A 26,889-nucleotide genomic window follows, 5' to 3' on the forward strand; every position below is an offset into this window, starting at 1 on the left:
ATAAGCTCAACCCTGCGTGACGAAAGAGGAGGAAAAAATATGACCTTCACATTCGAATCCTCGATGCAGCACTGGAACGCCATTCAGCGACTCCATGGCCGTTATTCGAAAGAAGTCAACGATGTGTTGAGACCAAAAGGACTCTCGAAGTCCCAATTCGATTTATTGATGACCTTGTATCACCAAGAAAGTGCGACGCAAAAATCACTTGAACGAACGCTTGAACTCTCAAGTGGCGCCATTTCACAAACGGTCAAGAAATTACTTGCTGAACATCTCGTCATCCGGAAACGGATCAATCGAGAAAAGCGGGTTTTGTTGACAGAACAGGGAACGAAGTTGATCCAAACGTCCGCTCCTGAAATCGAGGAAATCGATGATCGTTATTTCCGCGCCTTTACATCAAAGGACCACGAAACGTTTGATCAATTGCTGCATAAGATGCAGAGCGATCATTTTTAAATACTTCTAGTCGCTAAAACTTTGCAAGTCCTTCTCTCTTCTGCACGGTACAGGAGAGAGAAGGACTCTTTTTGTTATTCATTGGTAACATCATGTCGCGCGATTTTTTAATCTGACTCAGATATTTGCCATTCCTCTCGAGTCCACCATGCGATCAAGCTCGCCATTAATAAGATGCTTGCCCAGTAAATCAAGAAGGTATTGCCGTTAAAGTATTGACTGTTCATATAGGGCGAAGGCATCGACGTAATACTCGTTAAATAGTCCCCATCAATCGTTCCACGATCTGCAATGACTTGTTGTTTGACCAACACTTGATACTGGCTGAACTGTTCGATTTGATAAAGGATGCCACACACAAGATAGATTGTCGTGCTGGTGGATAGACCAATCAAGGATAAAAAACGTAACTGCGCTTCTCTTATCCATTTCAACATCAGAACGATCCCAATTGGAAAAAGTAACAGAAGTAACAGAAGCGGAAGAAACCCTAGATTCCCATTGCCACTAATTTGTTGTGGATATATTTGCGTCGAGCGACCCAAGGATACAAGAAGTCCACTAAAGATGCTCAATGCTACTATCAATTGGTCTATCTTCACGATTCTCATCCAATCGTTCCCTCCTTTAAAAAATGTTCGTGATCAATATGATTACACTCATTATACAAAAAGGAGATATTCAAAATTTCCTTTTTCAGGAATCAAGGAAATGTGTTATCCGATTTCAATTATCTTTCAATTTCATTTTTTGAATCAATTTCTTTTTAAAATTTTTCTCGATATTCTGACGCCGTCGCGTAATAATAGATGAAAAGGAGTGGTCTGACCATGCTATTACGTCATATGACACATCGGCATCATATGAAATCCATCGTGTCACGCGGAGGATTATCGCCGGCATTCCAAGTCGACGCACCAAAAGGCTGGATCGCGTTTGAAGTCGATCCTCCAAGCGAAGCGTACCAAATGCACTTTCATCAATTAAAGAGTGAGTGGCAAGATGGAGATATCGTCACCCTCGAATTCGACGGGGAGAGAATGCAAGCAGCAGGTTTTGAAATTCTGCACTCGAATGAAGATTTCCGCAATCAAGATGCAGAGAGATTAGGGGTATCCATCAAGGAAATTGGCTCGTTTGCATTCATTCATAATTTCGTCTCACTTGATTATCTAATCGAGTCTTCACGCGAAAAAATCTCAGAGTATTATTGATTTAGAAGAGAACCTGTTATCTTTTTTTAAAGATAAGGTAATTACGATACTTTAATACACCTTTAGGGTATCGTTGGTTGTATAGAGTAAATATTTACTAAGTAAATCATTTTATTGTAATTATCTTTCAGAAACCATTCGAGAGGAACACGAACATGTGGAATACATTGAATCATCTCATCCTCAACATCGCTTTAACCTTTTTCTTCGTGCTCATCTCTCTATTCTTTTTTAAGCGGTTTCAATTCCGAAATACGCTCGACAGTTGGCTGAAAAAAAATCTGTTAGTGCTCATTCTTGCAACCGGTGCCGGCTACTGGGTCATTCACAATGCCATCACCTATGAGGGATTTCGTTTCGATTTGTCGATTACTTTAATCGTCATCGCCTTCATCTATGGAGGTATCAGTAGCGGCTTCATTACGACGCTCGTCTTCGCTTCCCTTCAAACGTTTGTTTTTCATTCCAATCATGCATTTTGGCTTGTCGGTACGTATCTAATCGTCAGCATCGTTGTCTTATACTTACAAAATGAAGCACCGGATCGCTTTATCTCGTTTCCGATCATCTTCTCAATCGCACTCATTCTTTGTTTACCATTCGTTCAACATGTTCGTCCGAATGACGTGACGGCGATGAAGGTATTTCTCGTCGGAAACGGCTGTGCCGGTCTCCTGCTACACAGTATTCTGCATCAAGTCCGCTGGCACTTCCATCAAGTCCGGATGCATCGGCGTCTCGCTTTGACGGATATGTTGACGGGACTTGATAATCGGCGCCATTTAGAAGAGACGGTCCAACGATATAAATCACAACAGATGAACTTTTCAATCATGATCATCGATGTCGATCATTTCAAACAGGTCAATGATACATACGGTCATGACCGAGGGGATCATATCTTACGACAAATCAGTGCCTTGCTTACGTCCTATTGTCCCCCTTCTTGTGTGCTCGGGCGATTCGGCGGTGAAGAATTCATGATGCTGTTACCGGAATATTCATTGCCTGAGACGCGTCGACTCGCGGAACAAATCTGTGAAGCCAGTGCCACGCGAACGTATGAGTTATCAGCGACGGAACCGCTGCAAGTGACATTATCGATTGGGGTGTCCCGCCAAACGCATCAACCGTCTGAGATCTACAATTTTCTACAGACAATCCAGCAGGCAGACGCTGCCCTCTATCAAGCGAAAAAGAGTGGTCGGAATTGTGTCTTTCATCATGACCCGTTACGATAAAAAAGTGAAATCCCTCCTCGTGTAACACGAAGGGGGATTTCGATATGAACAGGAGGAACGAGCATGGAGATCACGGACGTCTTACGGTTCACTAATCGCGAGGACTTTAGACAGTGGTTATCAGAACACGCGGAACATAAGTCGTTTTGTTGGATAATCCTCAGTCGAAAACAGACAAGAGAAGGTTTACTCTATCTTGATGCCGTCGAGGAGGCACTTTGTTTCGGCTGGATTGATGGAATTGTGAAGAAGACAGCGGACGGTGAACTGGCGCAACGGTTCACCCCGCGTCGAAAGAACAGTAACTGGACCGAACTAAATAAGGAACGGGTCCGTCGCTTAGAACGGCTCGGTTTGATGCAACCGTCCGGACGACAGGTTCTCCCGGATATGCGACCTGATGCGTTCGTTATTGATGACGTAATAAAGACGCGTCTACAAGAAGACCCGGTCGTTCATGAACAGTTTAATGACTTCCCGGAGCTCTATCGACGCATCCGGATTGATACGATTCAAAGTGTACGTAAGGATCCCGCTCTCTATGAAAAACGTCTGCAAACGTTGATTGAAAAAACGAAACGGAATCAGATGTACGGTCAATGGAATGACGGAGGTCGTCTCTTACTCGAAGAGCTTCCGGAGACACAATCCGTTGCTGATTGGTCAGACCGCTAAGAAAATCTCTTTTAACGATTGGCGTGCGATTTGCACCTCGTACACTTTGACATCTTGTTTCGCAAGCGAGATGAGTAAATTCGGAATATCTTCTTTTGACGTTAACTCAAGTCGTGTACATTCATCTGTTTGCGACAAGAGTCGAGCGTATTCTGGCAGATGTGATGGCTTTAACCGTGGAACAGTCCGAATATGGATTTGAATCTCCTGCCTCATCGCTTCTTGTAAGGACGCAACGGTTCCAGAGCGAACGATTCCACTGGCATGAGCGCGGTACGACGACCGCTGCGATCATACGTGCGCTTCAACATGATGATGTTCTTGATTTTCTCCCGGAGGTTCCACTAACAAACATTCAGTTGTACGTCGCAACATTACCGCTGGATCAAGCATCCATCCGTCAGCAACGGATTCTAGAAATTTAAGAAAGGAATAGCCTTTCTTTTGAAAGACACCTCCGCTTGCTTTGTTTTATTTTGATAAAATAAATAAAAACAAATGGAGGTGTCTCATGAAACGTACCTTAGTGTTAGCCGTTCTTCTTATTCTAGTCGTCTGCATCATCGTCTTCGAACCGTTCCGTGGTGCGCCGCCAAACCCTGACGTCGAGGCAAACGGAAAGGATGTCCCGACCGTCCAAGGCTCTTATTGTTGGGATAGCTTACTTCGCAGTCAATGTGTCGATAAGACGTACCGTGACGGTCTTGATCTAGCAAAGGAAAAAACGTCAGTTACCGTCTCTGCCGGAGCCCCCATCCGTGTCGAATTATCCGGTGATCTTAAAAGCGTGAAACTGATACAGTGGAACGATCAAAAACAAGAGTCTCGCGTCACTTTGAACAATGACCAGTTCAATGCTCCAACAAAGCCTGGTATCTATGCTTATGAATTAAACTCCCGCTGGAAACAAGGAGACGGACAATTTGGATTCATATTAAACGTTCAGTAATCACAATAACCCCTCTGTCGTCTTATTGCGTCAGAGGGGTTTGCTATCATCCAGTTTGTCGGTACAGTTGCAAGATTCCGAGGACAGTCAAGATGAGATGACCGGTTCCGATGAACAGAAAGACTGGGCGAATCAATTGATCCTTCGTTTGTCGCGTGATGCCTTCGAAGAAACAACTGACGATGAAGCCGAGGACTAAGATTCCGCCATACATGAAGAGGAACGAGACGAGAAGACCGATGGGACTTGTGTGCGTTAGTGAAGGTGCTAGCCACAAGATACTACCAATGAATACGGCAAGCATGAAGGTACCCAGTACGATCCCGATAAGTGGATGGATCGTGTTCGCCGGATCACATCATGATGTTTGACGAGTCGCTCCACTACTGTCATCGCTGACAGACAGGTCAGTAAAAATAAGATTAAGAAATAGATGGCTTGCTCGATCGGATGGAACGTCGTAAAAAAGACAGCTCCGCTAAGAACCAGGAGTGGAGATATGAAAAAAATCAAACGTTTCACTTTTTTCCCACCTTTCATATACCTTTCTTGAAAGTGAACACATAACTAAGACAATGTAACATGTAGCATGTTACATATTTTACTACTTTTATCATTTTTCAAATTTTGACACCTATGTACTTTTTTCAACGATTGTAAAAAATGATAAAAATTCTTTACGGTATCATTTGGCATATGCTAGGATGAGACAAATCATATGAATCAAACGCATTGAAGAGAACAGTACGTCATTTCGACTTTTCCTAGAGAGCTCCGATTGGTGGGAAGGAGCAAAAGTCATTGACCGAACCAAGCCTCTGAGCAGCACGATGGAACCGAATCGGGGATATCGTGACGGGTGCTCCCGTTATCGAGCTCAGGTATTTGCCGTTTAAAAGCGGTCGTACCGATGAAGGCGGTACCGGTGACGGTCTCGCGAACAGGGGTGGCACCACGACACGCACAGTCTCGTCCCCAAGACCAACGTCTTGGAGGTGGGATTTTTTTATTGGCTTAAAACACAATAAAAAAGGAGTGTGTCATATGTCGAATTGGAAATACCCTGGATTGCTGTTACTTGGTGTCGGTGTCTCGAACATTGGCGCTTGGGTCTACTTCATCGCCTTGAATTTAATCGTCCTCGAACGAACGGGATCAGAGTTCGCCGTCTCCGTTCTCTATATCCTGTTACCGATCTCCGCGCTGTTGACGAGTCTTTGGTCCGGCAGTGTCGTCGATCGAATCAATCAACGTCGCTTGCTCGTCATGCTTGACGTCGGGCGCGCCGTGCTCGTCTTTTCACTGACATCGATCGATTCATTGTATGTTCTCTATGTGCTCGTCTTCATTTTAAACATCGGTAATACGCTGTTTGAGACATCCTCATTGATCTACATGACGAAGCTCGTGCCAGAGACTAGTCGCCAACGGTTCAATGCATTAAAGAATTTCATTCAGTCGGCCGGTTTCATTCTCGGACCGTCAATTGCCGGATTCTTATTTTTGATCGGTTCCCCAGAAACAGCAATCATCCTGAATGCGGGAGCGCTGTTGTGTTCTGCTGCCTTACTGTCCGTCTTGCCCGATGTCCGCCAGGCGATGACTCCCGCGGTTACCTTCTCACTCAAAGTGATTCTTGCGGACTGGAAAGAGACGCTTCAGTTTGCACGGACTCGGCGCTACATCACGCTCGTCTACGCCTTCTATGCGCTGATGATCGTCTTGATGAGCGGACTCGATTCGCTTGAAGCCTCGTTTGCGACGATCGTTTTGCAGATGGACGAGAGTACGTATGGATTCCTCGTCAGTATCGCCGGAATCGGCATCATCTGTGGTTCCGCGGTCAATGCAACCTTTACGCATCGCTTGTCGCTCCGGTTCTTAATCCAGTTTGGGGCACTGATGACGCCTGTCGGTTACTTGATCTTTGCCTCGGCGACGTCATTCTTGATTGCAGCGATCGGCTTTTTCTTGCTAAGTTTTGCCCTTGCATTCGCAAACACTGGCTTCATGACGTTTGCTCAAACACACATTCCGGTCGAATTGATGGGACGGTTCCTCAGTAGCATCCACGTCGTACAATCGACTAGTGTCATTCTACTGACTGCCTTGATTGGTCTATATGCCGAGACATCGATCCGCTTGACGTATACCGTCGCTTCAGTCAGCTTCCTGTTCATCGGTGGATGGATCGTTTGGATCGTCCAGGATCGAACGAAGCGTCATCATTTTACGACGGAAACAGACGAAACGATCAAGCTTTCGTCATGAGAAAGGAAGGTATTCATGAACCTGACCGCAAAACGAATTTTCCTCCGTCCGCTTGACGTGACCGATGCACACGTCTTATTCGAACAAACCCAGGATGAGACATTACGTTATTTGACTAGTACGACAGCAACGTTTTCGATTGAACAGATTGAACAGCAGATTCTTTCGATTCAAGCTGATGCGACGCGTCATGATTTTGCAATTTGCCTGACGTCGGATGAGATGATTGGCGAGTGTTCGATTCTTGATATCGATTTGGATTCAGGAATCGCTGGCTTTCGGATTTCACTGCGTGCCCTCCCCTGGACCGGTCAAGGATACGGGACAGAGGCAATCGCGTGTATCTTTCGATTTTGTTTCGAAGAACTTCAGCTGGGTCAACTTGAACTCGAAGTGTTTTCGCACAAGGAACGAGCAATTGCAGCTTATAAGAAAGCCGGTTTTCAAATCATTGAAATGATTCCTGATGCTTTATTGTACGATGGCGTTTTGTTTGACAAGATCATCGTCGTGTTTGGTGTCTGCAACTTTGCACTTAGTTACTTATGTCTCTATTACGCGACGATATTAAGCTCTGCTGCGATCGTGACGTTGATTTTCTCACTTAAAGTCATTCTGACACCGATCGCCCTGCGCTTGTTCTTAAAAGAGACACTCCATGCGCGTGTCTGGGTCGGCGGATGTTTTGGTATCATCGGCGTTGGTGTCCTGATTGTTCCGAGTCTAAATAGCATCCATGGACTGACCGATTTGAAAGGTGTCTCGATCGCCTTGGTCGGCACGCTACTAACGTCAGTGGGTGATGCCAGTTCGGCGCGTAACGCCAAGCAACGGATCAATCCCGTTCATGCCAATGCAATCGGATTCACTGTCGCGAGTCTATTGATGAGCGCCATCGTCTGGTACCAAGGAACACCGCTCACGCTCCCGACAACCTTCACCTATCTTTCTGCTTTACTATATTTAACCGTGATCGCATCATTTCTCGCATGGCTGTTTTACCTGAAACTCGTCGAACGAGTTGGTGGTGCGAAGAGCGGCTATATGGTCGCGCTCTTCCCCGTCATCGGCGGAATCGCATCCGTCATGATCGGCGAATCCACACCCTCTCTGTATTTACTCTTCGGCTGCTTATCGAGTTGTCTTGGAGCTGCTATTGCTTTAGGAATCGGTGTATCGCGTCAACGAAGAAACGCCATACCGGATACGGCGGACAAGATTGGTTAAATCAAATCAGTTTGTATAGTCGACCATCAAAAGGACAGAGGTTCAGCGAATTCGCTCATGAACCACTGTCCTTCGTTTAATTTAAAGAATGAGTCAATAATATCAGACTATCCCGAAACTCCATCCACCAGTAGAAGGAATTCAATTGTTTCTTGTGGAAAAATATGCTAGATACAACCGACTGATCCACTCTACGATACTGATTCTAAGGAGGTGCTCCTATTCTGAAATACATCTTGATTAGTTGTTTAATCGCTATGATCGCTTTTTTCATCTATTTTGAACCGTTTCGAATTGAACCCTATGATCCAAACGTCGAAGTAAACGGTAAAGCGATCCCAACTGTCCAAGGTTCTTATTGCTGGTCCAGTTTGTTCAGTGCTCAATGTGCGGACATGATCTATGTGGATGCTTTACACATGACTGAAAAAAGTAAACCCGTCATCATCTCACCCTCTGACAAAATTCACCTCTCGTTCGATCGTAAACCCGATACGCTTCACGTCGTACGCTGGGATTCGAAAACGAAAAGTGAACAGGTGTCATTAAAAAACAACATTCTTATCGCACTGTCTGCTCAAGGCACATATACCTATGAGGTCGTTGCCGGATGGAACGAACATGGTGACGGTCTATCCGCCTTTTTGATTCAGGTCCGATAAAACCAACCTCACTCAAACAGGAGATGAATAATAATGCGTAAAGGTTTTCGACTCTGGCTACCCTTGCTCTCACTTGTTGTCTGTCTGTTCAATGTCTTTGGCTACGACGACAAAAATATCTTGTTGTTTCTGACGAGCCCTGTTTTCTAGCTTCTTGAATCACGATCCTTTCTTGGAACATGGCTAGATTCCTTCCATGTCCCACTTTTTCTGATCTACATCCTGACCTTGATCAGTTGGTTCTTGATCGGCTTACTGATTGATGTCATTTTTAGAAGATCGTCTAGACGCATCCATGATTAACTGAGGAGGAAAATACATATGGGGGCAACCAATGACATGTGGGTGTGGGTACTTTCCTACGCATTCTTTTTCATCACGCTTATCAGTGCAATCTTCGTCGCGATCAAGCATCCAGCCTTGAGAAAAGCGTCGATCCGAGCGGTGGTAGCGATGCTTTTCCTGTATGCACTATTCATTTGGAACTCTTTGTACCGTCTTGACATTACAGAATTCAGACATTTTTATGAAGGATTGACGACACTGCGACCGTGGGCATGGATGTGTATCTTCTTATTCGCCTACACATTAAAGTGGTGGGATCTCGTATTTCTTCACACCCGTCGTCCGAGTCCTTCTTCACATGAGGTACAGCAATGAACTACATTTCCGAAAATCTTCGAAGGAGCTATCCGATATGAAGTTACATCGATTCGCATCCGTCTTTTTCCTCTCGACCATCGTTTGGACGACAGCGGGTTGTACCATGATGGAAGAACAAGCGACACCGCGTGTAGCACAAAAAAATATCGCGTCACCTGAACAAGTAAACACTTCCTTGAAGAAAGCAACGACCGACTCCAATAACCAACAAGCAATCGAATTAGAAAAGCGAACGGAGCGCGTCACGTTAGGTCAAACGAAAACGTACGACCTTTCTTCATTACTGAGCAAACACCGTGTCTCGATCGATCCACAGTATTTCTACCAAAACCAGATCTTCTACTTTGACCTACAAGAAAACAAGAGTGTCATCTATACATACGATACGAAACGACAGCATAACAAAATCGTTCATGCGACGAAGCATGCAATCCCGATGATGACGGGTACAGGTGCGTTTTTACTATGGGTCGAAACGGAACAGCCGACAAAAACCGGAATGAAATGGTCGATTCGTCAACTAAATATCACGACGAATCAAGTGAAAACACTTGATACAGGCGAAAGTCGCTTCGATACATCCCCTCCGAGAATCGATGTCACGTCAACTCGTGCGTCCTGGATCACGCAAGAGGCGACTGCACAAAAAACGGTCTCCACGATCAAGACGTATTCCTTAAAAACCGGGAAGATCACGCCACTCCAATCTTTCATCTTAACAACAGGAAAAACACGAGACGGACTATTCACGTACGAGCACCGCGATAGCGATGACGGCGTGACCTTATACACGTCTCACTATAAAAACGGACAGAATATCCGTGTGCTTGAGACTCTGGATGGTGCCTATAAAAAAGAGATATCCGGATTAATTGATTTCAGTCGTAGTGGCACCTATCTCGCTCTCGGCACAGAAGGCGACGCCATATTCCAACCCATCGGATTGGACGAACAGACGCTGAACTATTCTGCTTCGAGCGCCCAGACGACGATCGACGGCATTCAGTTCCTCTCAAATACACAAGTCGTCTTCCGCGAAGGCATCCATCAGTTGATGTATGCGGACTTAAAAGCGAAGACCGTCGCTCCTCTGACTAACTTTGAAGAGTTGGTATCTCTTCCTCTACTGCAAGATGGGAAACTCACTTACTCCATCACGAACCGGAAAAAATCTACCTTGCATGTCGTAAAGCTCCTCCCGTCTAATTAAACGATCATGATCTTAATCTAACGAAAGAAAGTCGTTTTCCGGTACTCTGTACGGAAGACGACTTTTTTTCTTAAATGTTCTTTTGTACTCTTAAGAAGAACGGAGGCTCACAAGTTCTTACATAACGCTGCTATATCAACTATTGAGAAAATAGAGTGAAACTGACTTCTAGGTCAAACGCATACCAATACATCTATGAGGAGAAAGAATATGAACATCCGACAATTATCCGTCCATGAAAATCCACCAATGGAGCTGTTGCTAGCAGCAGACCCGTCTCAAAAGTTAGTCGAAAGCTATGTAAAAAGAAGTTATTGTTTCGTCGCTGAAAGGAATGACCAATGGATTGGTGTATATGTACTTCTCCCGACAAGACCTCAAACGATTGAAATCGTAAATATCTCAGTAGGTGAGTCGCATCAAAAACAAGGTATCGGAAAAGGTCTTTTACGACATGCGATTCGTACAGCGAAAGTACTGGGGTATACGACCATTGAAATCGGAACGGGCAATTCAAGCATTGGACAGCTAGCACTTTACCAAAAATGTGGATTCAGAATCGTTGGAGTCGATCTGAACTTCTTCTTGAGACACTATGAAGAGGAGATCATCGAAAACGGAATCCGTTGCACGGATATGATTCGGTTATCCCAAGACATATAAGGATTTCAGCATTCTTTTCGAAAAGTATATTCCGCTATCTCGCATTAGAGCTCGAACGATTGTAGAAAAAACATCCTGAGGCTCTTGACGTTAAATAGGATTGCAAAAAATGGATTCATCCCCCATAATATGAACATACGTTCTTATTATAAGGAGGTCCATCATGCAGCACCTTCAAAAAGAAATGACTCATCCGTTGTCGTTATCCACTATGAATCCGCTTATTTGCCTCTCCATCGATTCATCCATTATTGGTTCTTCCGTTTCTACGGCTTATAAAATGGAAGTCATGTTATTCATCGCTTTACGGGAGAGATTATCCTTAAAACTGCTTCCTCCCCATCATTCCGGTGGCATTACAGAACTTGTCTACATAGAAGAAGTTGACTTCGAGAGTCGACAGTTGACGCTCTTTCATATGAACGATTCGTCATTGTCTTATCATCGCTACGTCGAAAACGACGACTTCCTCTCCCAACAGCCTCAACTATTACTCAGCTTGGTGTAATGTGTCATCCGTCATAAAGAAAAATGATTCAACATTCGTTGTTTCACTCCATTCTGCATCTGGTGTCAAAAATCGCGACGCTTTAAAAGTCTGTAATCAATGAATACCGTTTTTTTGACCAATCCGAAATTAAAGCAGAAGCCTTCCCGATACAATCGAGAAAGCTTCTTTACATGACATCATGTATGGTAGACGTTGTCAGTTTTTTTACGTTTTCTTAGTAATTTCCAAACTTACTTTCGAGCACTGAATGCTCAAAAACAGTTACGTCCAACCCACTAAATCAACTTAATTCTTCTGCAATTAAAACGACGACGTTACCGAATTTTTGTCCGGAGTCAACATATCGATGAGCTTTGACGATTTCATCAAGTGATCAGATATGGTCGTGACGGCTCTAAATCGTCCCGCTTCAAACAGTTTATTCAAATAGTGTATATCTTCTTTCCGTTCTCTCGCCACACCTTACCCCGCGACGGATGCAAAGACTCGTTTTGTTTGACGTGCCGTTTCGCTTTCGTCTTATTAATCTTTCCAGACGCATCGAAGACGGCATCGTACTTCAGCAACAATCCATCGTAGCCGTCCTTTGTATAATCGATGACGTGATCGGCACCGAGCGCTTTGACCCGCTCCGCATTTTGTCCATTACAGACAGCCGTCACCTGAAGCCCTTTTGCTTTTGCGATTCGAACAGCAGCCGTTCCGGCAGCGCACGATGCAACGTAAATCAAGATTGGAGTGGACGACAGATGCATACACTTTGTTGAGTACTACTGTTGATTTCGGATCCAAACGAGGTATCACTCTAATATGCACAACATCCAGTGGTTCGTAGCAGGTACAGATGGCTAGCTTTATCGTAATTCCTCTTCTGATCGAGATGAGGGTATTTTATCAATCATACGTAGTTTATGCCTGAATTCCTTTCATTTCAAAGCAAGAAAGATTTTTTTGATTTGCATCAATCGGCGTCACAACTGGTAAATTTATATAATAATACGATTTCATCTAACCCTATTAACTGACGAAAGTAGGTGCCTGGTTCATGCCGACGCGTCGTTGGCTTTTCGCTTTTATTCTATTCCTTTGTATGCCGCTTGGTTCCTGTACACACGAGAACGATGCACGTGTTGTCGAAGAGATTACAGGGGACACGTTATTCGTCGCTCCGAGTGAACAAAAACCGGACGAACAGTATGCTTTGACAAAGATTCGCGTCACAACGGATACGATCGTGTATGGCAAAACAGATAACACGGCTGACATTCAGACGGGTGACACGATTCAAGTGACGTTTAAAAAGGACTCAATTGTCGCGACTGAAATCCGTCGAGCAGACAACTGAATCAGAAGGGATTGTCCACAATGCGTCAAATACTTCGCCAACTACGCAATATTTTCATGATTGCCAGTGCGATTTTTGGTTCATCCTATTTTTTTGAAAATAATATCGGAAATGATCTCATTGGTTTCTTGTATATCGGAATACTAGGTACGATTGTTTTTTGTATTACCACAGGACTACTCTGGTATCTCAAACGAAAAGAAACGCACGGTTTTTAGTCATTTCATCAAAGGAAAAATGTTCGATTATGACCTCTTATACTAAAAAATCATACCTCACCCAGTTAAGAGTACTCTTCTTAGTGATGGTCATCCTAGCGATGATTAGTTCTGAATTCATGCCTCATTCTGTCGACGCAGCGACAGAGGAGTATGCGTCTTACAAGAAGCTAAAACTCGGCATGACCGCGACAAACGTTGCAAAATCGCTCTACGGAAAATCGTATAGGAACTACATAAAGAAAGAGCATGGCGTCACAACACTCAAACAAAAAGCTGTATTACGAGAAATTGAAGACGACTATGTTTTGTACGCTTTTGCCTTTTATCCCTATGAAGTAACAGACGATCATTGGTTTAAGCAAAGAATGCATCTGATTTTCAAAACGAAACAAAACGGTCACACCTTATACCTTGCGGAAAAGGAATACATCCCTAAAACACCGTCAAAGAAACGACTCTTACCAGGAAAGAAGATCAAGCCTGGCATGACAATAGCTGACGTCGATCGAATTCTTTCAGGTAAAGGACTTGGTGTCTTGACGCTTCACCATACAGAATATTACTCGACGATTGGAGAAGCCTATGCTGAGGGCACAGTCGTGTACCGAGAAAAACAGGCGACGCTTCTCTACTCGTACCGAAATCCAACAGGTGATGAATTAATGATCGTTACATTTAAATATGATTTCGATCAAAAGAGATATATTGCTCAAAAATAACGCAGGATACCAAATTTATCTTCACTTGAATTTTTCTATGCAAATAACCCCTCATTCCGCTCGAGGAACGAGGGGTTATTTACATGGAAATGCACGAATATTACAGAGCGTCATTTCTGCGCTTTTCTTTTCTAATCATTCTTAAGCAGGATAACAGGATCATCTGGCCGTCTGTCGTCACCGGGAAAAAATTAAATACATTTGATAAACATAAAATTTTAACTAAGACCCATCCACCGCCATCTCCTTCTATCCAAATACCGAACGAAAATAAAATCGCAGGTGCAGAAGCAGCAATGATTAAATTTTGCCAGTCATTCTGATTATTCTCATAGCGGACGATTGGCGTTAAAAATCGATCGAGTTTCACTGTCGGTCGCCGTCGAAACACCCATGCGAACAATAAATGGATCATTTCGTGTATCGCTACGACAATGAAAATCAGAAGAATATAGCTGATAAGATGCAGAACTGTCTCAGCTGTCATGACGCGCTAACGTTCGCCGCTTCTGTAAGAAGACACCAAACAATGTGAATAAAACGATAAATACCAAATAGAGAACAAGCGCTTGAAGTGTCAACGCGAAGTGTGTATTTAATTCTTCTTTTGTCATTACCGTTGTAATTTTTAATCCTGTCATCGTCGTCACGACACTCGTTTCATTGATTTGAAACAATTCATAAATATAATCGACTAAAAAAATAATTGCCCACAAAACAGTACCAACACCAATTAATTTCGTGATTTTCATTTTGCCACCTCGTATTCTTTCTTTAAAATGAGATATAAAACACCAAGTAAGATCGCTAATGTCGGATACAATGCTCCATCGATACTGACGAGGACAGACAGTAAGACAATTAAAATGATCGTCAACACGGATGCAATCGTCTCATTGATATTACTTTGAGATTTCGGAAATAAAAATCCTGCAATTGTAGCCGCGAAAAAGATATTGATTCCATACATATATGGATTCAAACTGTTTGTCTCAATGATACCGACATATAGTGCAGGTGCCATCAAGACGATGGCGACAGCAAGGAGTGACATCAGTTCCATCAAGGGATGGATCCGGTACAGTCCGTACAACTTTCTAACTGCTAATGTTGCGTCTGCATATGTAATCGTCACTACTCCAAGTATCGGCAATAAGAACAACCAGAGTTGAAAAGTACCCCCCCACCCGACTTGGTACCATGCTCCGATTGACATCACACCAAGTAATGCCCAAAAGTACAGAAAGTTTTTACCTCGGATGATGGCAGGCATAGTAGTCGCTAAACCAATATTGAAAGCAGGCAATCCTAATTTGAAGTAATTCTGCCGGACATACAAATGGTTTCGAGCAAAGAAAACTGCATGAAGAGTATAGGCAATCGTGCCAACGACAAGACTCGCCATCAACATAACTAGCGTGATCGTTAAAATCGAATACGGTAACGTACTAACCCATACATCAACCTGAAATCGTGTTTTTAATAAATGAAGTGTCACGAGACCAGCTAATACTAGATCAAGAATGAAACTGAAAATAGTACGCTTCATACCTGTTACACTATGCAATACTGCAGCATGGAGACAATCCAATAACCAAAAGCTGCTGATGAATACAGTATGGAGTGTTATTAAAACAAGCAGTGCCGTTCCCAAGCGCATAGGAATTAGTTTCAGTGCTGGTGCAACGATGATCATCAGTAATTCAAAAAAGACTAGAGCAACAGAGAGTTTAAAGAACCGTTGGCTGATATTAACTTCTCTTTCTGAGAATGGAAGTGTCTTCGCAAAAAATAAAGAGTTCCGATTCAATGAGACGGTTCCATTAATTAAAATGAACATAAAGGTACCTAAAATAAAGACGACATTAAAATAACTACTGAGTGTCATCTTCCCTGCCAGCAAGCGTGTTGTTTCATCTGCTTCCACTGCATTATTCGATAGGGTGGAGAGCTGAACCATATTCAGATAAAAGTATCCAAGATAGATGCCAATTAGAAGAATACCTAACCCGTACCGATTCATCCGACTTTTAAAAAAAGGACGATTGAAAAGTCCATGAAACGTATCATTATAGAAGAATTTCAGTAGACATAAAATGTTTGCTGACGATGTCGAGCTTTTCACGTAAGACCTCCTCTTGTTTAATGACATCCGTCAATTCCTCTGGAGTTCCTTCAAAATTGACAAGTGAACCTTGTCTCATAAGTCGTATATCTTCGGAAAAACGATCAATCGTATTTCGTTCATGAGAGACGATAATCACTTTTTTCGTCGTGCTGACTGCTGCAAACAGTTCCTGAACGAGCAAAGACGTATCAAAATCAAGTCCGCCGAAAATTTCATCAGCAATTATATAATCAGTATTGGCAGCAATGGCTGCGACAATTTGAATTTTTTTCTTCATACCAAAGGAATACGACTCAATGGTTTTATTTTGACCGTCCGCCAAATCGAGTAAGTCCATTAAAAGAGGAGCTTTATCCTCTTCACTTGTCTCATATCGACTTAAAACGAACTGTACATATTCCTTACCAGTCATGTAGCCTGGTAAATAAAAGTCAGAAGGAAGATAGAAAAATTTAGATTTGTATGCCTGACTACCAGGTGGAATACCATCAATTCGAATGCCGCCACCGTCAGCTTCTAGCAAATTCGTCAACATATTCAATAGTGTCGTCTTTCCACTGCCATTTGTTCCAACTATGACAGAGACACCCGTTGAAGAAAATGATGCTGATAACGCATCGATAACGCGATTCTTTTTAAATGATTTTGTCAAACCATCGATTTCAATCATGTTTCTACCTCCTGAAAGAAGCGGGAGCTCTATGAGCCCCCGCCAGTTAAGTACGTTACGAGGCTTTACAGCCAATTCCCATTTGCCAGAACTTTGGCCAGTTTAATTTCACGTTTCCATTAAAGCTGTAACCTCGGCTTGTGCAATAGAACGCATATGCAAATACTCCTACTAAAATGACAAGAGCGAAAACCATCCAGAACCATTTGTTTTCGATCATGTTGAAGAACTTTTCTTCCAAAGATAATTGATACGACACGAACATAGCAGACATCCGAACTCCTCCTTTCTCTGTCAAGATAGAAAGTCATTCACTCTGATGAAACATGGCATTAGTTCTTGAAAGAGAAAATTAAAACTTTCTTCCACTTGATCGTAACAAATATTCCAAAATCAGGAACCCGCCCTATAGACTCAAATCAACCATGTTGTATTCATGACTTTCTTATCAAGGGATTTCTCAATACTAGTACTTTATTGACTTGTTTTATTGATATCTGATAAAAACCGCCCAAAAAAATTAAGGATTTTTCACAGTTGATGGAGTAAATATAATAAAAGATTTTTCTAATGATCACTTACTGTACAACTTATTTATTTCTAGAAAATTTGAGCGCAAAAAAAGGATCGACCATAATGTCGAACCTTTTTTCTGGCGATTAATACGAAACGACCTCTCCGCCTGTCAAATTGATATGTCCTTCACCCCATGCGCACATCGCGTCAAGAATCGGCTTCAGCGACCAGCCGTACTCGGATAACGAGTAGACGACTTTCGGTGGGACTTGTTCAAAGACCGTCCGGATGATGACACCGTCTTCTTCTAACTCCCGTAATTGTTGCGTCAGCATCTTTTGCGTGATCGTCGGCATCAGCTTACGGAGCTCACTCGTCCGACGCTCACCTTTGATCAAATGACACATGATGACGACCTTCCACTTTCCACCGATGACTTCTAGTGTTGCTTCGACCGGGATATTGTATGCCATATATGATCCATCCTTTCGAGATTCCGTTGAGAACATAGGCACTTTTTAGTGCCTATCGTACTTGAAAGTGCGTACTTCCCAAGCGGATTGGCTGGCTATATGATAGCAATTGTCAACGGAAAGTACAATCTCCTTTTAAACCTTGCATCTAAAAGAACGAGTAGGGTACTTTTTAGTGCCTATCGTACTTTAAAGTACGTACTTCCCGAAAGGAACAACCCCCATTATGCTGGGGTCATGTCAATCGGATCATGTTTGGTCGGGCCCACCGGACACGATCCCTACTGAAATCATTTTAGGAGGAATCCCCATGAATCAATTAAATCAACAGGTACAGGAGGAACAGGCTCCAAGAAACGGCGGACTTGCCCTACTTGCCTTAGCAATCAGCGCCTTTGGGATCGGTACGACGGAATTCGTTCCTGTCGGACTGCTCGCAGCGATTGCTGGTGACTTAAATATCGGTATCACACTCGCTGGTCTCATCATCTCTGGTTACGCAATTGGCGTTGCTGTCGGAGCACCTATTTTGACGGCACTGACGAACCGGATGAACCGGAAAACGTTACTGATGGCATTGATGGTCGTCTTCATCGCCGGTAACCTGATCTCCGCGATCTCACCGACATTTGAATTGTTGATCGTCGCCCGTTTCATCACGGCGTTCTCGCACGGTGTCTTCTTCTCGATTGGTGCGACGATTGCCGTCCAGCTCGTACCGGAGCATAAAAAAGCAAGTGCCATCGCCTTGATGTTTACCGGTCTGACGGTCGCGACCGTCACGGGTGTCCCGCTTGGTACATTCATTGGTCAATCGTTCGGCTGGCGCGCGACGTTCTTCGCGGTTGCTGCACTCGGAATCATTGCGATCATCGCAAGCTTCTTCTTGATTCCAAAAGACTTGAAACAATCACCACCTGCGAAGTTCTCCGACATGTTCAAATTGTTGACGAACGGACGCTTGATGCTCGGCTTCTTGATCACTGCCCTCGGTTACGGTGGGACGTTCGTCGCGTTTACCTATTTAACGCCAATCATGCAGGACGTCACGAAAATCAGTCCGAGCTTAATCAGTATCATTCTGCTCGTCTACGGAATCGCGGTTGCAATCGGGAACACGGTCGGCGGAAAACTCGCGAATGGTAACCCGATTAAAGCATTGTTCTATATGTTCATCATCCATGCCATTGTCATGATTGCCCTCTCATTCATGATTCCGTTCAAGGTCGCTGGCATCATCGGGATCATCTTAATGGGACTTCTTGCCTTCATGAACGTCCCTGGACTCCAACTCTATATCGTCCAGTTGGCTGAAAAATACGTCCCAGCAGCAGTCGATGTCGCCTCTGCCTTAAATATTGCAGCCTTCAATATCGGAATCGCACTTGGGGCAACGATCGGTGGTCTCGTCACCGATACGATCGGACTTGTCCACACGCCATGGGTCGGCGCTATCATGGTCATTCTTGCCGTCATCTTGACTGGTTTCTCACGTCGTCTCGAACAGCAGTAAAAGAAGATTTTCATGTTTAACGATCGCATGAGTGTACGATGAGCTCGGCTACAATCATCGATACGCTCGCTCTGTATGTCGTACCGTATTCTCTACCACTCACGTAATCCGCCAAAGGCACTGTTCGCATGAGCAGTGCTTTTTTTGATTTTGTTCACAATTTCAAAAAAGAACACACTTACCTCTTTACTTTTGAGTTCTTATGAACTTATAATAAATTCATGATAACAATTTACTTCAAAGGAGGAAGCGCTGTTGACACTACTCATTGCTTTTCTAGCCATCGTTTTCATCATGCTCGCCCTTGACCTTGGAGTCTTTCATCGCAAGGCACATGAAGTTTCGCTTCGGGAGGCTTGGACGTGGACGTTCGTCTGGATCGCGATCGCTGTCGCCTTCGGAGGCTGGCTCTATATTGATCAAGGTAGCGCCGCTGCTGTCGAATATACGAGTGTGTACTTCATAGAGAAGGCTCTCGCGATTGATAACGTCTTCGTCTTCTCACTCGTCTTCGCGTACTTCGCAATTCCATTGAAATACCAGCACAAAGTCTTGTTCTGGGGTATTCTCGGTGCAATCTTCTTCCGCGTCATCTTCATCGTCGCTGGTGTTTCGCTACTTGAGAACTTCGCTTGGGTGTACTACATCTTCGGAGCGTTCCTCGTCTATACAGGTTGGATGATGTACAAGAACATCGGTCAAGAGACGTCGCTTGAAGACAACAAAACGATTCGTTGGTTAGAGAAACGTTTACCGATCACACAAGACATCTCGTCTGGTAAGTTCGCAAAACGAATTGATGGGAAGTTGTTCTTCACGCCACTCTTAATCACACTGCTCTTCATCGAAGTATCAGATATCGTCTTCGCCGTCGACTCAGTCGCTGCAAGCTTCGCGTACTCACGTGATCCGTTCATCATCTTCTATGCGAACATCATGGCAATCCTTGGACTTCGTAGTCTCTACTTCGTCCTCGCGAACTTGATTGATCGTTTCTACTACTTGAAACACGGTTTAAGCTTCATGCTCGTCTTCATCGGAGCGAAGATGATTTTCAGTGACGTCTACAAAATGCCAATCTGGATGTCGCTCGGTACGATCGTCCTCGTCATCTTGATCAGTGTCTTCTACAGCTTCTACAAGACGAAGCCGGGAAAATAATCAATATTAAAAAAAGTGGAAGGGATGAACAATTCATCTACTTCCACTTTTCGTTTCAATTTAGTATTTCTTTTACTTTTCGTTCATCTTCAATATATGGCTTCGTGAATGCCTTTAAGGCTTTTTCATTATTGTAAGTTGTAAAGTCCTTTCCATACCAATCGCGTAGCTCTTGTTTCGTGAAGTGATACGAAGCATCTTCGATCGTTATGTTGACTTGATCGACGTTCGGAATCAGTGTGAACAGTGCCGTCGCATTATAGATTGCCGTACGATTACTTTTTTGCTCGACCTGTCCTTCTGTATATCCACCGTAACGCAACGTCAGTTGATACGGCTTTTCCTTTGTCGACAGTTCCATCTTCTTCAACTGATTACCGTGTGGTAGCTGTTGGACGATGTCTCGTACGCTACTATTATCTCCTAGATATGTACCTTGTTGCTCAAATAAATCGGTTTGCGTTGCTGCTGTTCCGCAACCACCGAGTATCAACATGCCGCTCGCTAAAATGATTGCACCAACTGTCTTTTTCATTTTTATTTCCCCCAATACGTTGACTCGTTCATCCTAATAAACGAATCAAGCAAAGAAAAGTTTCAAAATAAAGGAAATCAACGCTTTGATAAACTCGATGCCCTTTGTTTTAAGTAGAGTATGCTGTACCGAGTACCTCCACCTGTAGCAATCAAAAGCTTTATAATTTTAAAACGAGTGAACCCTTCAATGACGTACCCTTTTATCTTTTGAGTCAAAGTTGCTTCGGGAATCCAATCGATCGTATATCCGATGCTAAAGGATAAAAGCAAACTGAGGAATAAATAAGTGATGACAAAACTAAGAATAAATCTTTTGATGATCATGTTATCCCCTCTTTTTCTAAATGTAATAAAATAACTTATTTTTATATAATAAGTAAATAAATTAAGAAATATCTAAATCAACAACCTATTTACCTATATTTTGTTAATTACTATGTTACTCTATTACTATTCGAAAAGTTCGAAAATCTAGCTGTACCTATTCATGGAGGTCTCCGATGCTACAAATGTCTAACTTACTCATTCTGCTCTTTTTATTTATCTTCCTAACATGCGGATTTGTTTTCGCTTTATTCTGGATCATCAAAAAAATCAAGTCGTAATCACGACAACCCGACCTCTCAAAGGAGAGAAGCCGGGTTGTTGTTCGTTTCATAGAGTTGTTGGATACGATTCACGATGTCGTTCGCCGTTCCCGGTACAGGTGGCATCCAAAGCCCTGTCACTGGACCGTAGACGACGGGATTGATTGCCACTTCGTAACCCCCATACGGATGTTCTTCCGCAGTTGGCAAATAACCGATGTAACCGTTCGTATAGCCCCCGAAAAAAGCGAGTTCCGTTTGACGGATTTGCTTTATCTGTAGCGCTGTCTCACAGAACGGCTCCATCGGAATGCCTGAGAACGACCCTTCGTTTAGTTCAAACAATTGAACTTCGAGCGGGATGGTGAGTGTTGCTCCCGATCGTTCCTGAACGTATGCCAACCATCGTGCTGCACTGACGCCCCATGTCTGTTCAGCGTAATCCGCCATGTCTCGTAATACGTTCATAGCCGGTATTTCTGTTAAGCGCATCGGATGAATGCATGACTGAATCCGGTGGTGCGTTAACGGTTGAAACGACACGGCTGGAATCGTCGTCAAGACATGACCACTTAAAGTAAACGCCATTTTTTGAAGACTCTCTATGTCACCACGATATTTCGCATTGATGTTCCCCGCCGCCCCCTGGACAATCACGACTGGACAGCCGAGTGCCTGTTCGAGTAGCGTTCGAGCGACACCCGGATAATCACCGGATAAGACAACACTGTCTGATTTCAAGACGTTCGGATGCGCTGTACAGAAAACGAATGCTCCAACAAGACACGCATCATCAACACGGCGAACCAACAGTGTCCCGATTCGGTCATCCGTCACACCAAGCGGATTCGTCCCCATCACCGCGTGACCATTTATTTTCTCTCGTCGGTTGACACCGAGTTTTCCAGACGTCACTCCCCAACCCATCTCGACCGTCTGCATCGCTTCGCTTGCTTTGACGGCAGATACAATCGCTTGTTGCGTCAAGATCGTTTTATAGGCGACGGTCAACGGTTCATTTCCTGCTGTCGCTGGTCCCGAATGCGTATGCGTGTAAACGACTGTGATCTGTTCCTTCGACACGTCTAGCTGACCCGCGATTCCTTCACGGATGACATCCGTATCGGCGACGAGCATGCCGATGTTATCGATGCTGACGAAGACCGATGTCGTCTGCTCGCTTTCAAAGATACTCGCTGTGACATATAGCGGATCGTGTATGCTTGCAATACCGACTTCTCGGTGATAACCGATGAAGGCAGTACCGAGCGGCGGATTGATTACTTCCCGATGCATTCCAAAACGACTCATGTCTGATGTTCCCCCTTGAATAACAATCTGGTTCTTCCATATACTAACATTACCTACAGTAGAGGGGGTCATGCAGATGTCGATTCGTTGGAAGGAAGAGATGCTTCAGTCCAAAACATACATCGGACAGGATTTAAAACGAATGGAACAACAGAAACCTGTGACCTGGTTTGTCGACAGTCCGTTGTCTGATGGTCGACATGCTAAACAATCTAGCCATTTCCAAAGCTCCATTGGAATCGAAAGAGATGGCGCAACCGCTGAGACGAGTGCCGCCTTACAAATCTTTAAAGCTACTGACACGTACCACGTCCGAATCAAATGGGACGGCAACCGTGAGGAATTTACCTTAACATGTATCGACATAGAGTAACATACAAAAACAGAAAAGAGGTTATGTCATGAAAAAAGTCGCTTTGTTATGCGCTTTCTCAATTATAACTGTATGGACATTAGCTGCTTGTAGTAATGAAGTGGAAATGCAACACACAAGTGAAAAACCGACAGCATTAGACGTATTAGGAGAAGATTCTACTGCTGACATTTTTCAATTAAATGATACGATCTACAAATCAGATGTAAAATGGGCAGAGAAAACCAAAGTCACTAAGAAGAAAAAAGTCGGAGAAATAAAGAAAATGAGTTCTGATAAAAACGATTTTGATAATGGAACTGCTACGAAACTCTCTAAGGGTACCGTCATATACTCTACGAAAGAAAGAAAAGAAATTCTTTTAGTGAGTTTTAAAGGGAAATTAAAAAAATACGTTGCATTAGGTGAAGGTTAAATTAATTACGGCTTATATACACCCCCTCGTTTAGATCACCAAACGAGGGATTGTCTATAAAAAAGGCATCCTCAACTGGGATGCCTTTTCTTATTCAGATGATAATGATAGTAGCGAAGCTGATTAGCCGTTGACGACTTTCTCTGTTACTTCCTCATTCATCGATTGACGATTAATCGAGAGGTGTTCGCCTTCTTTCAACCGTTTTCGATATTCAGCCGTCGCAGTGAACAAGACATCTGTCGACGAGTTGAGTGCTGTCTCAAATGAATCTTGCAACACACCAATGACGAATCCGACAGCAACGACTTGCATCGCGACGTCATTTGGAATCCCGAATAAGCTACACGCGAGTGGAATCAAGAGAAGCGATCCCCCAGCAACACCAGAGGCGCCACACGCACAGACGGCAGCGAGGACACTTAAGATGATGGCTGTTGGAAGATCAACTTGAATATTAAGCGTATTGACGGCAGCAAGCGTCAAGACGGAAATCGTAATGGCCGCCCCTGCCATGTTGATCGTTGCACCAAGCGGAATCGATATGCCATACGTCTCTTTATCAAGTCCAAGCTTTTTCGATAGTTCCATGTTGACCGGGATGTTCGCAGCCGAACTACGTGTGAAGAATGCCGTGATTCCACTCTCGCGTAAACATTTGAAAACGAGCGGATACGGATTTTGACGGACGTTGATATAGACGATCAATGGATTAACGATCAGTGCAACGACAAGCATCGTCCCAATCAGTAACCCCAGTAGGCTCACGTAGTCAAGAAGTGACGAGAGACCGTTCTCCGTAATCGAACCGATGACGAGCCCCATGATACCGAGCGGAGCAAGCTTAATGATCCAACCAACCATTTTCGCAAGTGCATCTGAGAAGTTCGAGATGAACGTTTTTGTTGAATCTGACGCATTTTTGAGCGCTAATCCTAAGATGATCGCCCATGTCAGAATGCCGATGTAGTTCGCTTGGACTAATGCATTGACCGGGTTATCGACCATATTGAGGACGAGTGTCTTGAGGACTTCGACCGCGTTACCCGGTGCAGTCAATTCCTCCGTGCTCTCTTTAAGTGTAATCGTGACCGGGAACAAGAAGCTGACGATGACCGCAATTGCTCCAGCTAAAAATGTACCGAGCAGGTATAAGAAGACGATGGATTTCATATTCGTTTGCTGACCTTTTTTGTGTTGCACAATCGAAGCCATAACTAGGAAAAAGACCAAAATCGGCGCGACTGCCTTTAGTGAGGAAACAAATAATGTTCCAAAGATGGTCAAAGAACTCGCTACTTCAGGAATCGTGACGGCTAAAACAATCCCTACGATCAAGCCAATCGCGATTTGTTTCACTAAACTGATTTGGTTCCACATCTTCAACAATTTCATACGTTCCCCTCCAGGCTTACAAAAAATAAGTTATTTAGAATTCGAAAAACGATGACTTCTCTCTTCTACTCAAAAGGATGAATAGTCTAGTCATTCACTTTTCTAAAAATTCTCGCAGTTTGTTGTGTTCTATTTTTGCATAAATCGTGTGAAATAAAAACTAGTTTTTTGCAAAAAATATGATTCCTTTTCCTGGATGTTAAGCGAGCATACGAATGCAATCGATTGCATAATTACAAAAAAAGTAGGAAACGGATCATACTGTCTCCTACTTCATTATGTTAACTAAATCTTTATGTATGAATGTTAACTGACCTTCCTTTACTACTTAAGAGACCATTATTTTTTTTGCATTTGGCAATCAAAAGAACAACAAGTAATAAAATCTCAAGAATCAAAAATATCTCCACAAAGGATTAAACACCAAATGTGTTTCGCGCTTGCGTAATGATGATGACGAGTGCACCAATCGCCCAGACAAGTAAGGTCAATTCTAAATATATTGATCATTTGATATGACATCCATAAGTTCCTTACAGTAGACTGACTAAAATGATTTAAGTGATACCTATATTTTACAGCATCAAAAAGTCTTCCAGTCTTCCGAAAGTTAAGTGAATACGTTTTTAAAGATCTATGTCAGAATGGTCCTTCATTTTCCTAACCCGAACACTTTCCTCCTGACCGATTTGATCGGTTTCTTTCAATCGGTTCTGCACGACGAGCAACACCAACACGATCGCGGATAGCACGCAAATCGTCGCATAATACGGTTGAGCAAATCGTTCCAACTCAATCGCAGATAAAACCTGTAAAATCGTCAATCCAGCAAGCATCCCGTGGAAATATCTCTGATAGTTGTGCGGCATTCCGGCTTGTCCAAACGTCTCATACCAGACGAATAAGCCGAGTCCGAACGCGAGTCCGTTTATGATCGGTGAAGGCAGGAAAAACAGGAGGATTCCGAGACCAAGCATCCACGAGGCATAACGAATAGCTGGCTTGAAGAAAGCAGGATCGAGCGTCGGTTCTTCTTCCTCGATGACAGGCGTTGCTTTTTCCTCTTCGGTCAACAGTCTAAAACCAAGTGCTTCTTTCTCTTCCGCTAACTCGAGCATCCGCTTTTTCATTCCGAAATAGAACGGAAAACGTTCTTTGACGACCTCCCCTTCATCCGTTTGACCATCCGCTTGTTCTTGCACGGATACCTGATACAGCGTGCGCCCCATCCGGTAACTGACCCAGTAGTCGGTCGTTTGACCATTATTACGCTTGAGTTCAATCACCTTCGTTTGTTGATTCGTCATGATATGTGATTCCTTTCGTCGCAAGTTCCTGTAATTGTTCTGACGCATACAACAGGAGAATGAATCCTGAGATGAGACAGACTGCTCCGTTAATCGAGAGATTGATCGGTGATAAATAGTGTTTCGATGAGCCGGCTAATGCGAACAAAAAAAGTGCTCCTGACCATCGATACATGCGAACATGCGCGGATTTCCCTTCGAGATGCATCGGCCAGAAAAGCATCAGAACGACGAGTGTTATGTATCCAAAATCGGTAAGATATCGGTCAGCGTCAGTAATCCACTTAATAAGACGAGTAAAGCGCTTAAAATAAGCAACTATATGATGCGTCGGTCGGCTCGACAATCTATCGCTTTAGACAGAGCAAACGGAGAACGGGTGTAGCCATCGTTTAATTTTTCACGTATCCATGCTTTTTTCTGACGATACGCGAGGAACGAGTTTTGGAAAACGATCCGCTTCGTTGCGG

At 43.6% G+C, this 26,889-nt stretch carries 34 protein-coding genes, 2 pseudogenes and 1 other annotated feature; of the genes and pseudogenes, 20 read left to right on the forward strand and 16 right to left on the reverse strand.

Features of this window, described 5'->3' with window-relative positions; all coding sequences use genetic code 11:
* Positions 1 to 39 precede the first annotated feature (39 nt).
* A complete protein-coding gene (locus Q9R23_RS13855) occupies positions 40 to 462 on the forward strand; it encodes a MarR family winged helix-turn-helix transcriptional regulator (protein WP_214729941.1) in 423 nt (140 codons plus the stop codon).
* A gap of 107 nt (positions 463 to 569) precedes the next feature.
* On the opposite strand, the gene Q9R23_RS13860 is transcribed toward Q9R23_RS13855, so the two are convergent.
* Positions 570 to 1,073, reverse strand: coding sequence for a hypothetical protein (locus Q9R23_RS13860; protein WP_214853424.1), 504 nt, complete (start codon positions 1,071 to 1,073; stop codon positions 570 to 572).
* A gap of 219 nt (positions 1,074 to 1,292) precedes the next feature.
* Here Q9R23_RS13860 and Q9R23_RS13865 point away from each other — a divergent pair, with 219 nt between their 5' ends.
* The 3 genes from Q9R23_RS13865 to Q9R23_RS13875 all read left to right on the forward strand — a co-directional run bounded on the left by Q9R23_RS13865 (position 1,293) and on the right by Q9R23_RS13875 (position 3,592).
* The gene (locus tag Q9R23_RS13865; protein ID WP_214853421.1) at positions 1,293 to 1,676 is read left to right on the forward strand and encodes a hypothetical protein; all 384 of its coding nucleotides are present in this window, start codon (positions 1,293 to 1,295) and stop codon (positions 1,674 to 1,676) included.
* Between the two features lie 155 nt (positions 1,677 to 1,831).
* Positions 1,832 to 2,917 carry a GGDEF domain-containing protein gene (locus tag Q9R23_RS13870; protein WP_311247317.1) on the forward strand — a complete coding sequence of 362 codons (1,086 nt, stop codon included), beginning with the start codon at positions 1,832 to 1,834 and terminating at the stop codon, positions 2,915 to 2,917.
* A 63-nt stretch (positions 2,918 to 2,980) separates the two neighbouring features.
* Complete coding sequence (locus Q9R23_RS13875) at positions 2,981 to 3,592, forward strand: YdeI/OmpD-associated family protein (RefSeq protein ID WP_311247318.1); 612 nt, start codon at positions 2,981 to 2,983, stop codon at positions 3,590 to 3,592.
* On the opposite strand, the gene Q9R23_RS13880 is transcribed toward Q9R23_RS13875, so the two are convergent.
* Positions 3,581 to 3,730 carry a hypothetical protein gene (locus Q9R23_RS13880; protein WP_214853402.1) on the reverse strand — a complete coding sequence of 50 codons (150 nt, stop codon included), beginning with the start codon at positions 3,728 to 3,730 and terminating at the stop codon, positions 3,581 to 3,583. The two genes, Q9R23_RS13875 and Q9R23_RS13880, sit on opposite strands and share 12 nt — an antisense overlap.
* A 38-nt stretch (positions 3,731 to 3,768) precedes the next feature.
* Here Q9R23_RS13880 and Q9R23_RS13885 point away from each other — a divergent pair, with 38 nt between their 5' ends.
* Positions 3,769 to 4,017 carry a hypothetical protein gene (locus Q9R23_RS13885; RefSeq protein ID WP_311247319.1) on the forward strand — a complete coding sequence of 83 codons (249 nt, stop codon included), beginning with the start codon at positions 3,769 to 3,771 and terminating at the stop codon, positions 4,015 to 4,017.
* Between the two features lie 86 nt (positions 4,018 to 4,103).
* Entirely contained in the window at positions 4,104 to 4,541 is a 438-nt protein-coding gene (locus Q9R23_RS13890; RefSeq protein WP_214853396.1) for a hypothetical protein, read from the forward strand.
* Positions 4,542 to 4,587: 46 nt separating this feature from the next.
* Here the strand turns inward: Q9R23_RS13890 and Q9R23_RS13895 are convergent, their stop codons facing one another.
* Positions 4,588 to 4,845, reverse strand: coding sequence for a hypothetical protein (locus Q9R23_RS13895; protein ID WP_290757907.1), 258 nt, complete (start codon positions 4,843 to 4,845; stop codon positions 4,588 to 4,590).
* Positions 4,809 to 5,063 carry a hypothetical protein gene (locus Q9R23_RS13900; protein WP_311247320.1) on the reverse strand — a complete coding sequence of 85 codons (255 nt, stop codon included), beginning with the start codon at positions 5,061 to 5,063 and terminating at the stop codon, positions 4,809 to 4,811. Before Q9R23_RS13900 ends, Q9R23_RS13895 begins: the two co-directional genes overlap by 37 nt.
* Positions 5,064 to 5,264: 201 nt before the next feature.
* Positions 5,265 to 5,521, forward strand: a binding site (T-box leader).
* A 64-nt stretch (positions 5,522 to 5,585) separates the two neighbouring features.
* Here Q9R23_RS13900 and Q9R23_RS13905 point away from each other — a divergent pair.
* The 8 genes and pseudogenes from Q9R23_RS13905 to Q9R23_RS13940 all read left to right on the forward strand — a co-directional run bounded on the left by Q9R23_RS13905 (position 5,586) and on the right by Q9R23_RS13940 (position 11,745).
* Complete coding sequence (locus Q9R23_RS13905; RefSeq protein ID WP_311247321.1) at positions 5,586 to 6,812, forward strand: MFS transporter; 1,227 nt, start codon at positions 5,586 to 5,588, stop codon at positions 6,810 to 6,812.
* A gap of 15 nt (positions 6,813 to 6,827) precedes the next feature.
* Positions 6,828 to 7,322: pseudogene (locus Q9R23_RS13910) on the forward strand (GNAT family N-acetyltransferase); the annotation flags it as partial.
* Positions 7,317 to 8,039: pseudogene (locus tag Q9R23_RS13915) on the forward strand (DMT family transporter); the annotation flags it as partial. The pseudogenes Q9R23_RS13910 and Q9R23_RS13915, both read left to right, overlap by 6 nt.
* Positions 8,040 to 8,296: 257 nt before the next feature.
* Positions 8,297 to 8,701 (forward strand): hypothetical protein, encoded by a 405-nt coding sequence (locus Q9R23_RS13920; RefSeq protein ID WP_311247322.1) that lies wholly within the window; start codon positions 8,297 to 8,299, stop codon positions 8,699 to 8,701.
* A 321-nt stretch (positions 8,702 to 9,022) separates the two neighbouring features.
* Complete coding sequence (locus Q9R23_RS13925; protein ID WP_311247323.1) at positions 9,023 to 9,361, forward strand: hypothetical protein; 339 nt, start codon at positions 9,023 to 9,025, stop codon at positions 9,359 to 9,361.
* A gap of 37 nt (positions 9,362 to 9,398) precedes the next feature.
* Complete coding sequence (locus Q9R23_RS13930; protein ID WP_311247324.1) at positions 9,399 to 10,574, forward strand: hypothetical protein; 1,176 nt, start codon at positions 9,399 to 9,401, stop codon at positions 10,572 to 10,574.
* A 210-nt stretch (positions 10,575 to 10,784) separates the two neighbouring features.
* Positions 10,785 to 11,237, forward strand: coding sequence for a GNAT family N-acetyltransferase (locus Q9R23_RS13935; protein WP_311247325.1), 453 nt, complete (start codon positions 10,785 to 10,787; stop codon positions 11,235 to 11,237).
* Positions 11,238 to 11,400: 163 nt separating this feature from the next.
* A complete protein-coding gene (locus tag Q9R23_RS13940; protein ID WP_290757926.1) occupies positions 11,401 to 11,745 on the forward strand; it encodes a hypothetical protein in 345 nt (114 codons plus the stop codon).
* Between the two features lie 425 nt (positions 11,746 to 12,170).
* On the opposite strand, the gene Q9R23_RS13945 is transcribed toward Q9R23_RS13940, so the two are convergent.
* Positions 12,171 to 12,503, reverse strand: a complete 333-nt coding sequence (locus Q9R23_RS13945; protein WP_290749979.1) for a zinc-binding dehydrogenase — start codon at positions 12,501 to 12,503, stop codon at positions 12,171 to 12,173.
* A gap of 290 nt (positions 12,504 to 12,793) precedes the next feature.
* Between Q9R23_RS13945 and Q9R23_RS13950 the strand changes: the two genes are divergently transcribed.
* On the forward strand, positions 12,794 to 13,093 hold the full coding sequence (locus Q9R23_RS13950; protein ID WP_311247326.1) for a hypothetical protein: 300 nt from the start codon (positions 12,794 to 12,796) through the stop codon (positions 13,091 to 13,093).
* Positions 13,094 to 13,394: 301 nt separating this feature from the next.
* Positions 13,395 to 14,033: a hypothetical protein gene (locus Q9R23_RS13955; protein WP_311247327.1), complete on the forward strand. Its 639-nt coding sequence runs from the start codon at positions 13,395 to 13,397 to the stop codon at positions 14,031 to 14,033.
* A gap of 100 nt (positions 14,034 to 14,133) precedes the next feature.
* Here Q9R23_RS13955 and Q9R23_RS15950 read toward each other — a convergent pair whose 3' ends face one another.
* The 6 genes from Q9R23_RS15950 to Q9R23_RS13985 all read right to left on the reverse strand — a co-directional run bounded on the left by Q9R23_RS15950 (position 14,134) and on the right by Q9R23_RS13985 (position 17,820).
* Positions 14,134 to 14,520 (reverse strand): metalloprotease family protein, encoded by a 387-nt coding sequence (locus Q9R23_RS15950; protein WP_214853342.1) that lies wholly within the window; start codon positions 14,518 to 14,520, stop codon positions 14,134 to 14,136.
* Complete coding sequence (locus Q9R23_RS13965) at positions 14,510 to 14,785, reverse strand: hypothetical protein (protein WP_035408250.1); 276 nt, start codon at positions 14,783 to 14,785, stop codon at positions 14,510 to 14,512. The genes Q9R23_RS15950 and Q9R23_RS13965 overlap by 11 nt, the downstream gene beginning before the upstream one ends.
* On the reverse strand, positions 14,782 to 16,158 hold the full coding sequence (locus Q9R23_RS13970) for a hypothetical protein (RefSeq protein ID WP_311247329.1): 1,377 nt from the start codon (positions 16,156 to 16,158) through the stop codon (positions 14,782 to 14,784). Before Q9R23_RS13970 ends, Q9R23_RS13965 begins: the two co-directional genes overlap by 4 nt.
* A complete protein-coding gene (locus Q9R23_RS13975; RefSeq protein WP_311247330.1) occupies positions 16,103 to 16,831 on the reverse strand; it encodes an ATP-binding cassette domain-containing protein in 729 nt (242 codons plus the stop codon). The genes Q9R23_RS13970 and Q9R23_RS13975 overlap by 56 nt, the downstream gene beginning before the upstream one ends.
* Positions 16,832 to 16,886: 55 nt before the next feature.
* Positions 16,887 to 17,105 (reverse strand): hypothetical protein, encoded by a 219-nt coding sequence (locus tag Q9R23_RS13980; protein WP_035408256.1) that lies wholly within the window; start codon positions 17,103 to 17,105, stop codon positions 16,887 to 16,889.
* Between the two features lie 385 nt (positions 17,106 to 17,490).
* Entirely contained in the window at positions 17,491 to 17,820 is a 330-nt protein-coding gene (locus Q9R23_RS13985) for a winged helix-turn-helix transcriptional regulator (protein WP_214853334.1), read from the reverse strand.
* A 310-nt stretch (positions 17,821 to 18,130) separates the two neighbouring features.
* Here Q9R23_RS13985 and Q9R23_RS13990 point away from each other — a divergent pair, with 310 nt between their 5' ends.
* Positions 18,131 to 19,333, forward strand: coding sequence for an MFS transporter (locus Q9R23_RS13990; protein WP_035408260.1), 1,203 nt, complete (start codon positions 18,131 to 18,133; stop codon positions 19,331 to 19,333).
* A 255-nt stretch (positions 19,334 to 19,588) separates the two neighbouring features.
* Positions 19,589 to 20,494 (forward strand): TerC family protein, encoded by a 906-nt coding sequence (locus Q9R23_RS13995; RefSeq protein ID WP_290749952.1) that lies wholly within the window; start codon positions 19,589 to 19,591, stop codon positions 20,492 to 20,494.
* A 55-nt stretch (positions 20,495 to 20,549) separates the two neighbouring features.
* Here Q9R23_RS13995 and Q9R23_RS14000 read toward each other — a convergent pair whose 3' ends face one another.
* Complete coding sequence (locus tag Q9R23_RS14000) at positions 20,550 to 21,029, reverse strand: DUF4825 domain-containing protein (RefSeq protein WP_311247331.1); 480 nt, start codon at positions 21,027 to 21,029, stop codon at positions 20,550 to 20,552.
* A 625-nt stretch (positions 21,030 to 21,654) separates the two neighbouring features.
* Positions 21,655 to 22,929: an alkaline ceramidase gene (locus Q9R23_RS14005; RefSeq protein ID WP_311247332.1), complete on the reverse strand. Its 1,275-nt coding sequence runs from the start codon at positions 22,927 to 22,929 to the stop codon at positions 21,655 to 21,657.
* A 76-nt stretch (positions 22,930 to 23,005) separates the two neighbouring features.
* Between Q9R23_RS14005 and Q9R23_RS14010 the strand changes: the two genes are divergently transcribed.
* Both Q9R23_RS14010 and Q9R23_RS14015 read left to right on the forward strand, forming a co-directional pair.
* Complete coding sequence (locus Q9R23_RS14010) at positions 23,006 to 23,302, forward strand: hypothetical protein (protein ID WP_311247333.1); 297 nt, start codon at positions 23,006 to 23,008, stop codon at positions 23,300 to 23,302.
* Between the two features lie 28 nt (positions 23,303 to 23,330).
* A complete protein-coding gene (locus tag Q9R23_RS14015) occupies positions 23,331 to 23,717 on the forward strand; it encodes a hypothetical protein (protein ID WP_311247334.1) in 387 nt (128 codons plus the stop codon).
* 123 nt (positions 23,718 to 23,840) lie between these two features.
* Here Q9R23_RS14015 and sstT read toward each other — a convergent pair whose 3' ends face one another.
* The 3 genes from sstT to Q9R23_RS14030 form a co-directional block, all read right to left on the reverse strand.
* Positions 23,841 to 25,112: a serine/threonine transporter SstT gene (sstT, locus tag Q9R23_RS14020; RefSeq protein WP_311247335.1), complete on the reverse strand. Its 1,272-nt coding sequence runs from the start codon at positions 25,110 to 25,112 to the stop codon at positions 23,841 to 23,843.
* A 626-nt stretch (positions 25,113 to 25,738) separates the two neighbouring features.
* Entirely contained in the window at positions 25,739 to 26,419 is a 681-nt protein-coding gene (locus Q9R23_RS14025) for a hypothetical protein (RefSeq protein ID WP_290757961.1), read from the reverse strand.
* On the reverse strand, positions 26,391 to 26,567 hold the full coding sequence (locus tag Q9R23_RS14030) for a hypothetical protein (RefSeq protein WP_251137833.1): 177 nt from the start codon (positions 26,565 to 26,567) through the stop codon (positions 26,391 to 26,393). Before Q9R23_RS14030 ends, Q9R23_RS14025 begins: the two co-directional genes overlap by 29 nt.
* Between the last annotated feature and the right edge of the window lie 322 nt (positions 26,568 to 26,889).

Source organism: Exiguobacterium sp. BRG2 (genome assembly GCF_031844245.1).
GTDB lineage: Bacteria > Bacillota > Bacilli > Exiguobacteriales > Exiguobacteriaceae > Exiguobacterium_A.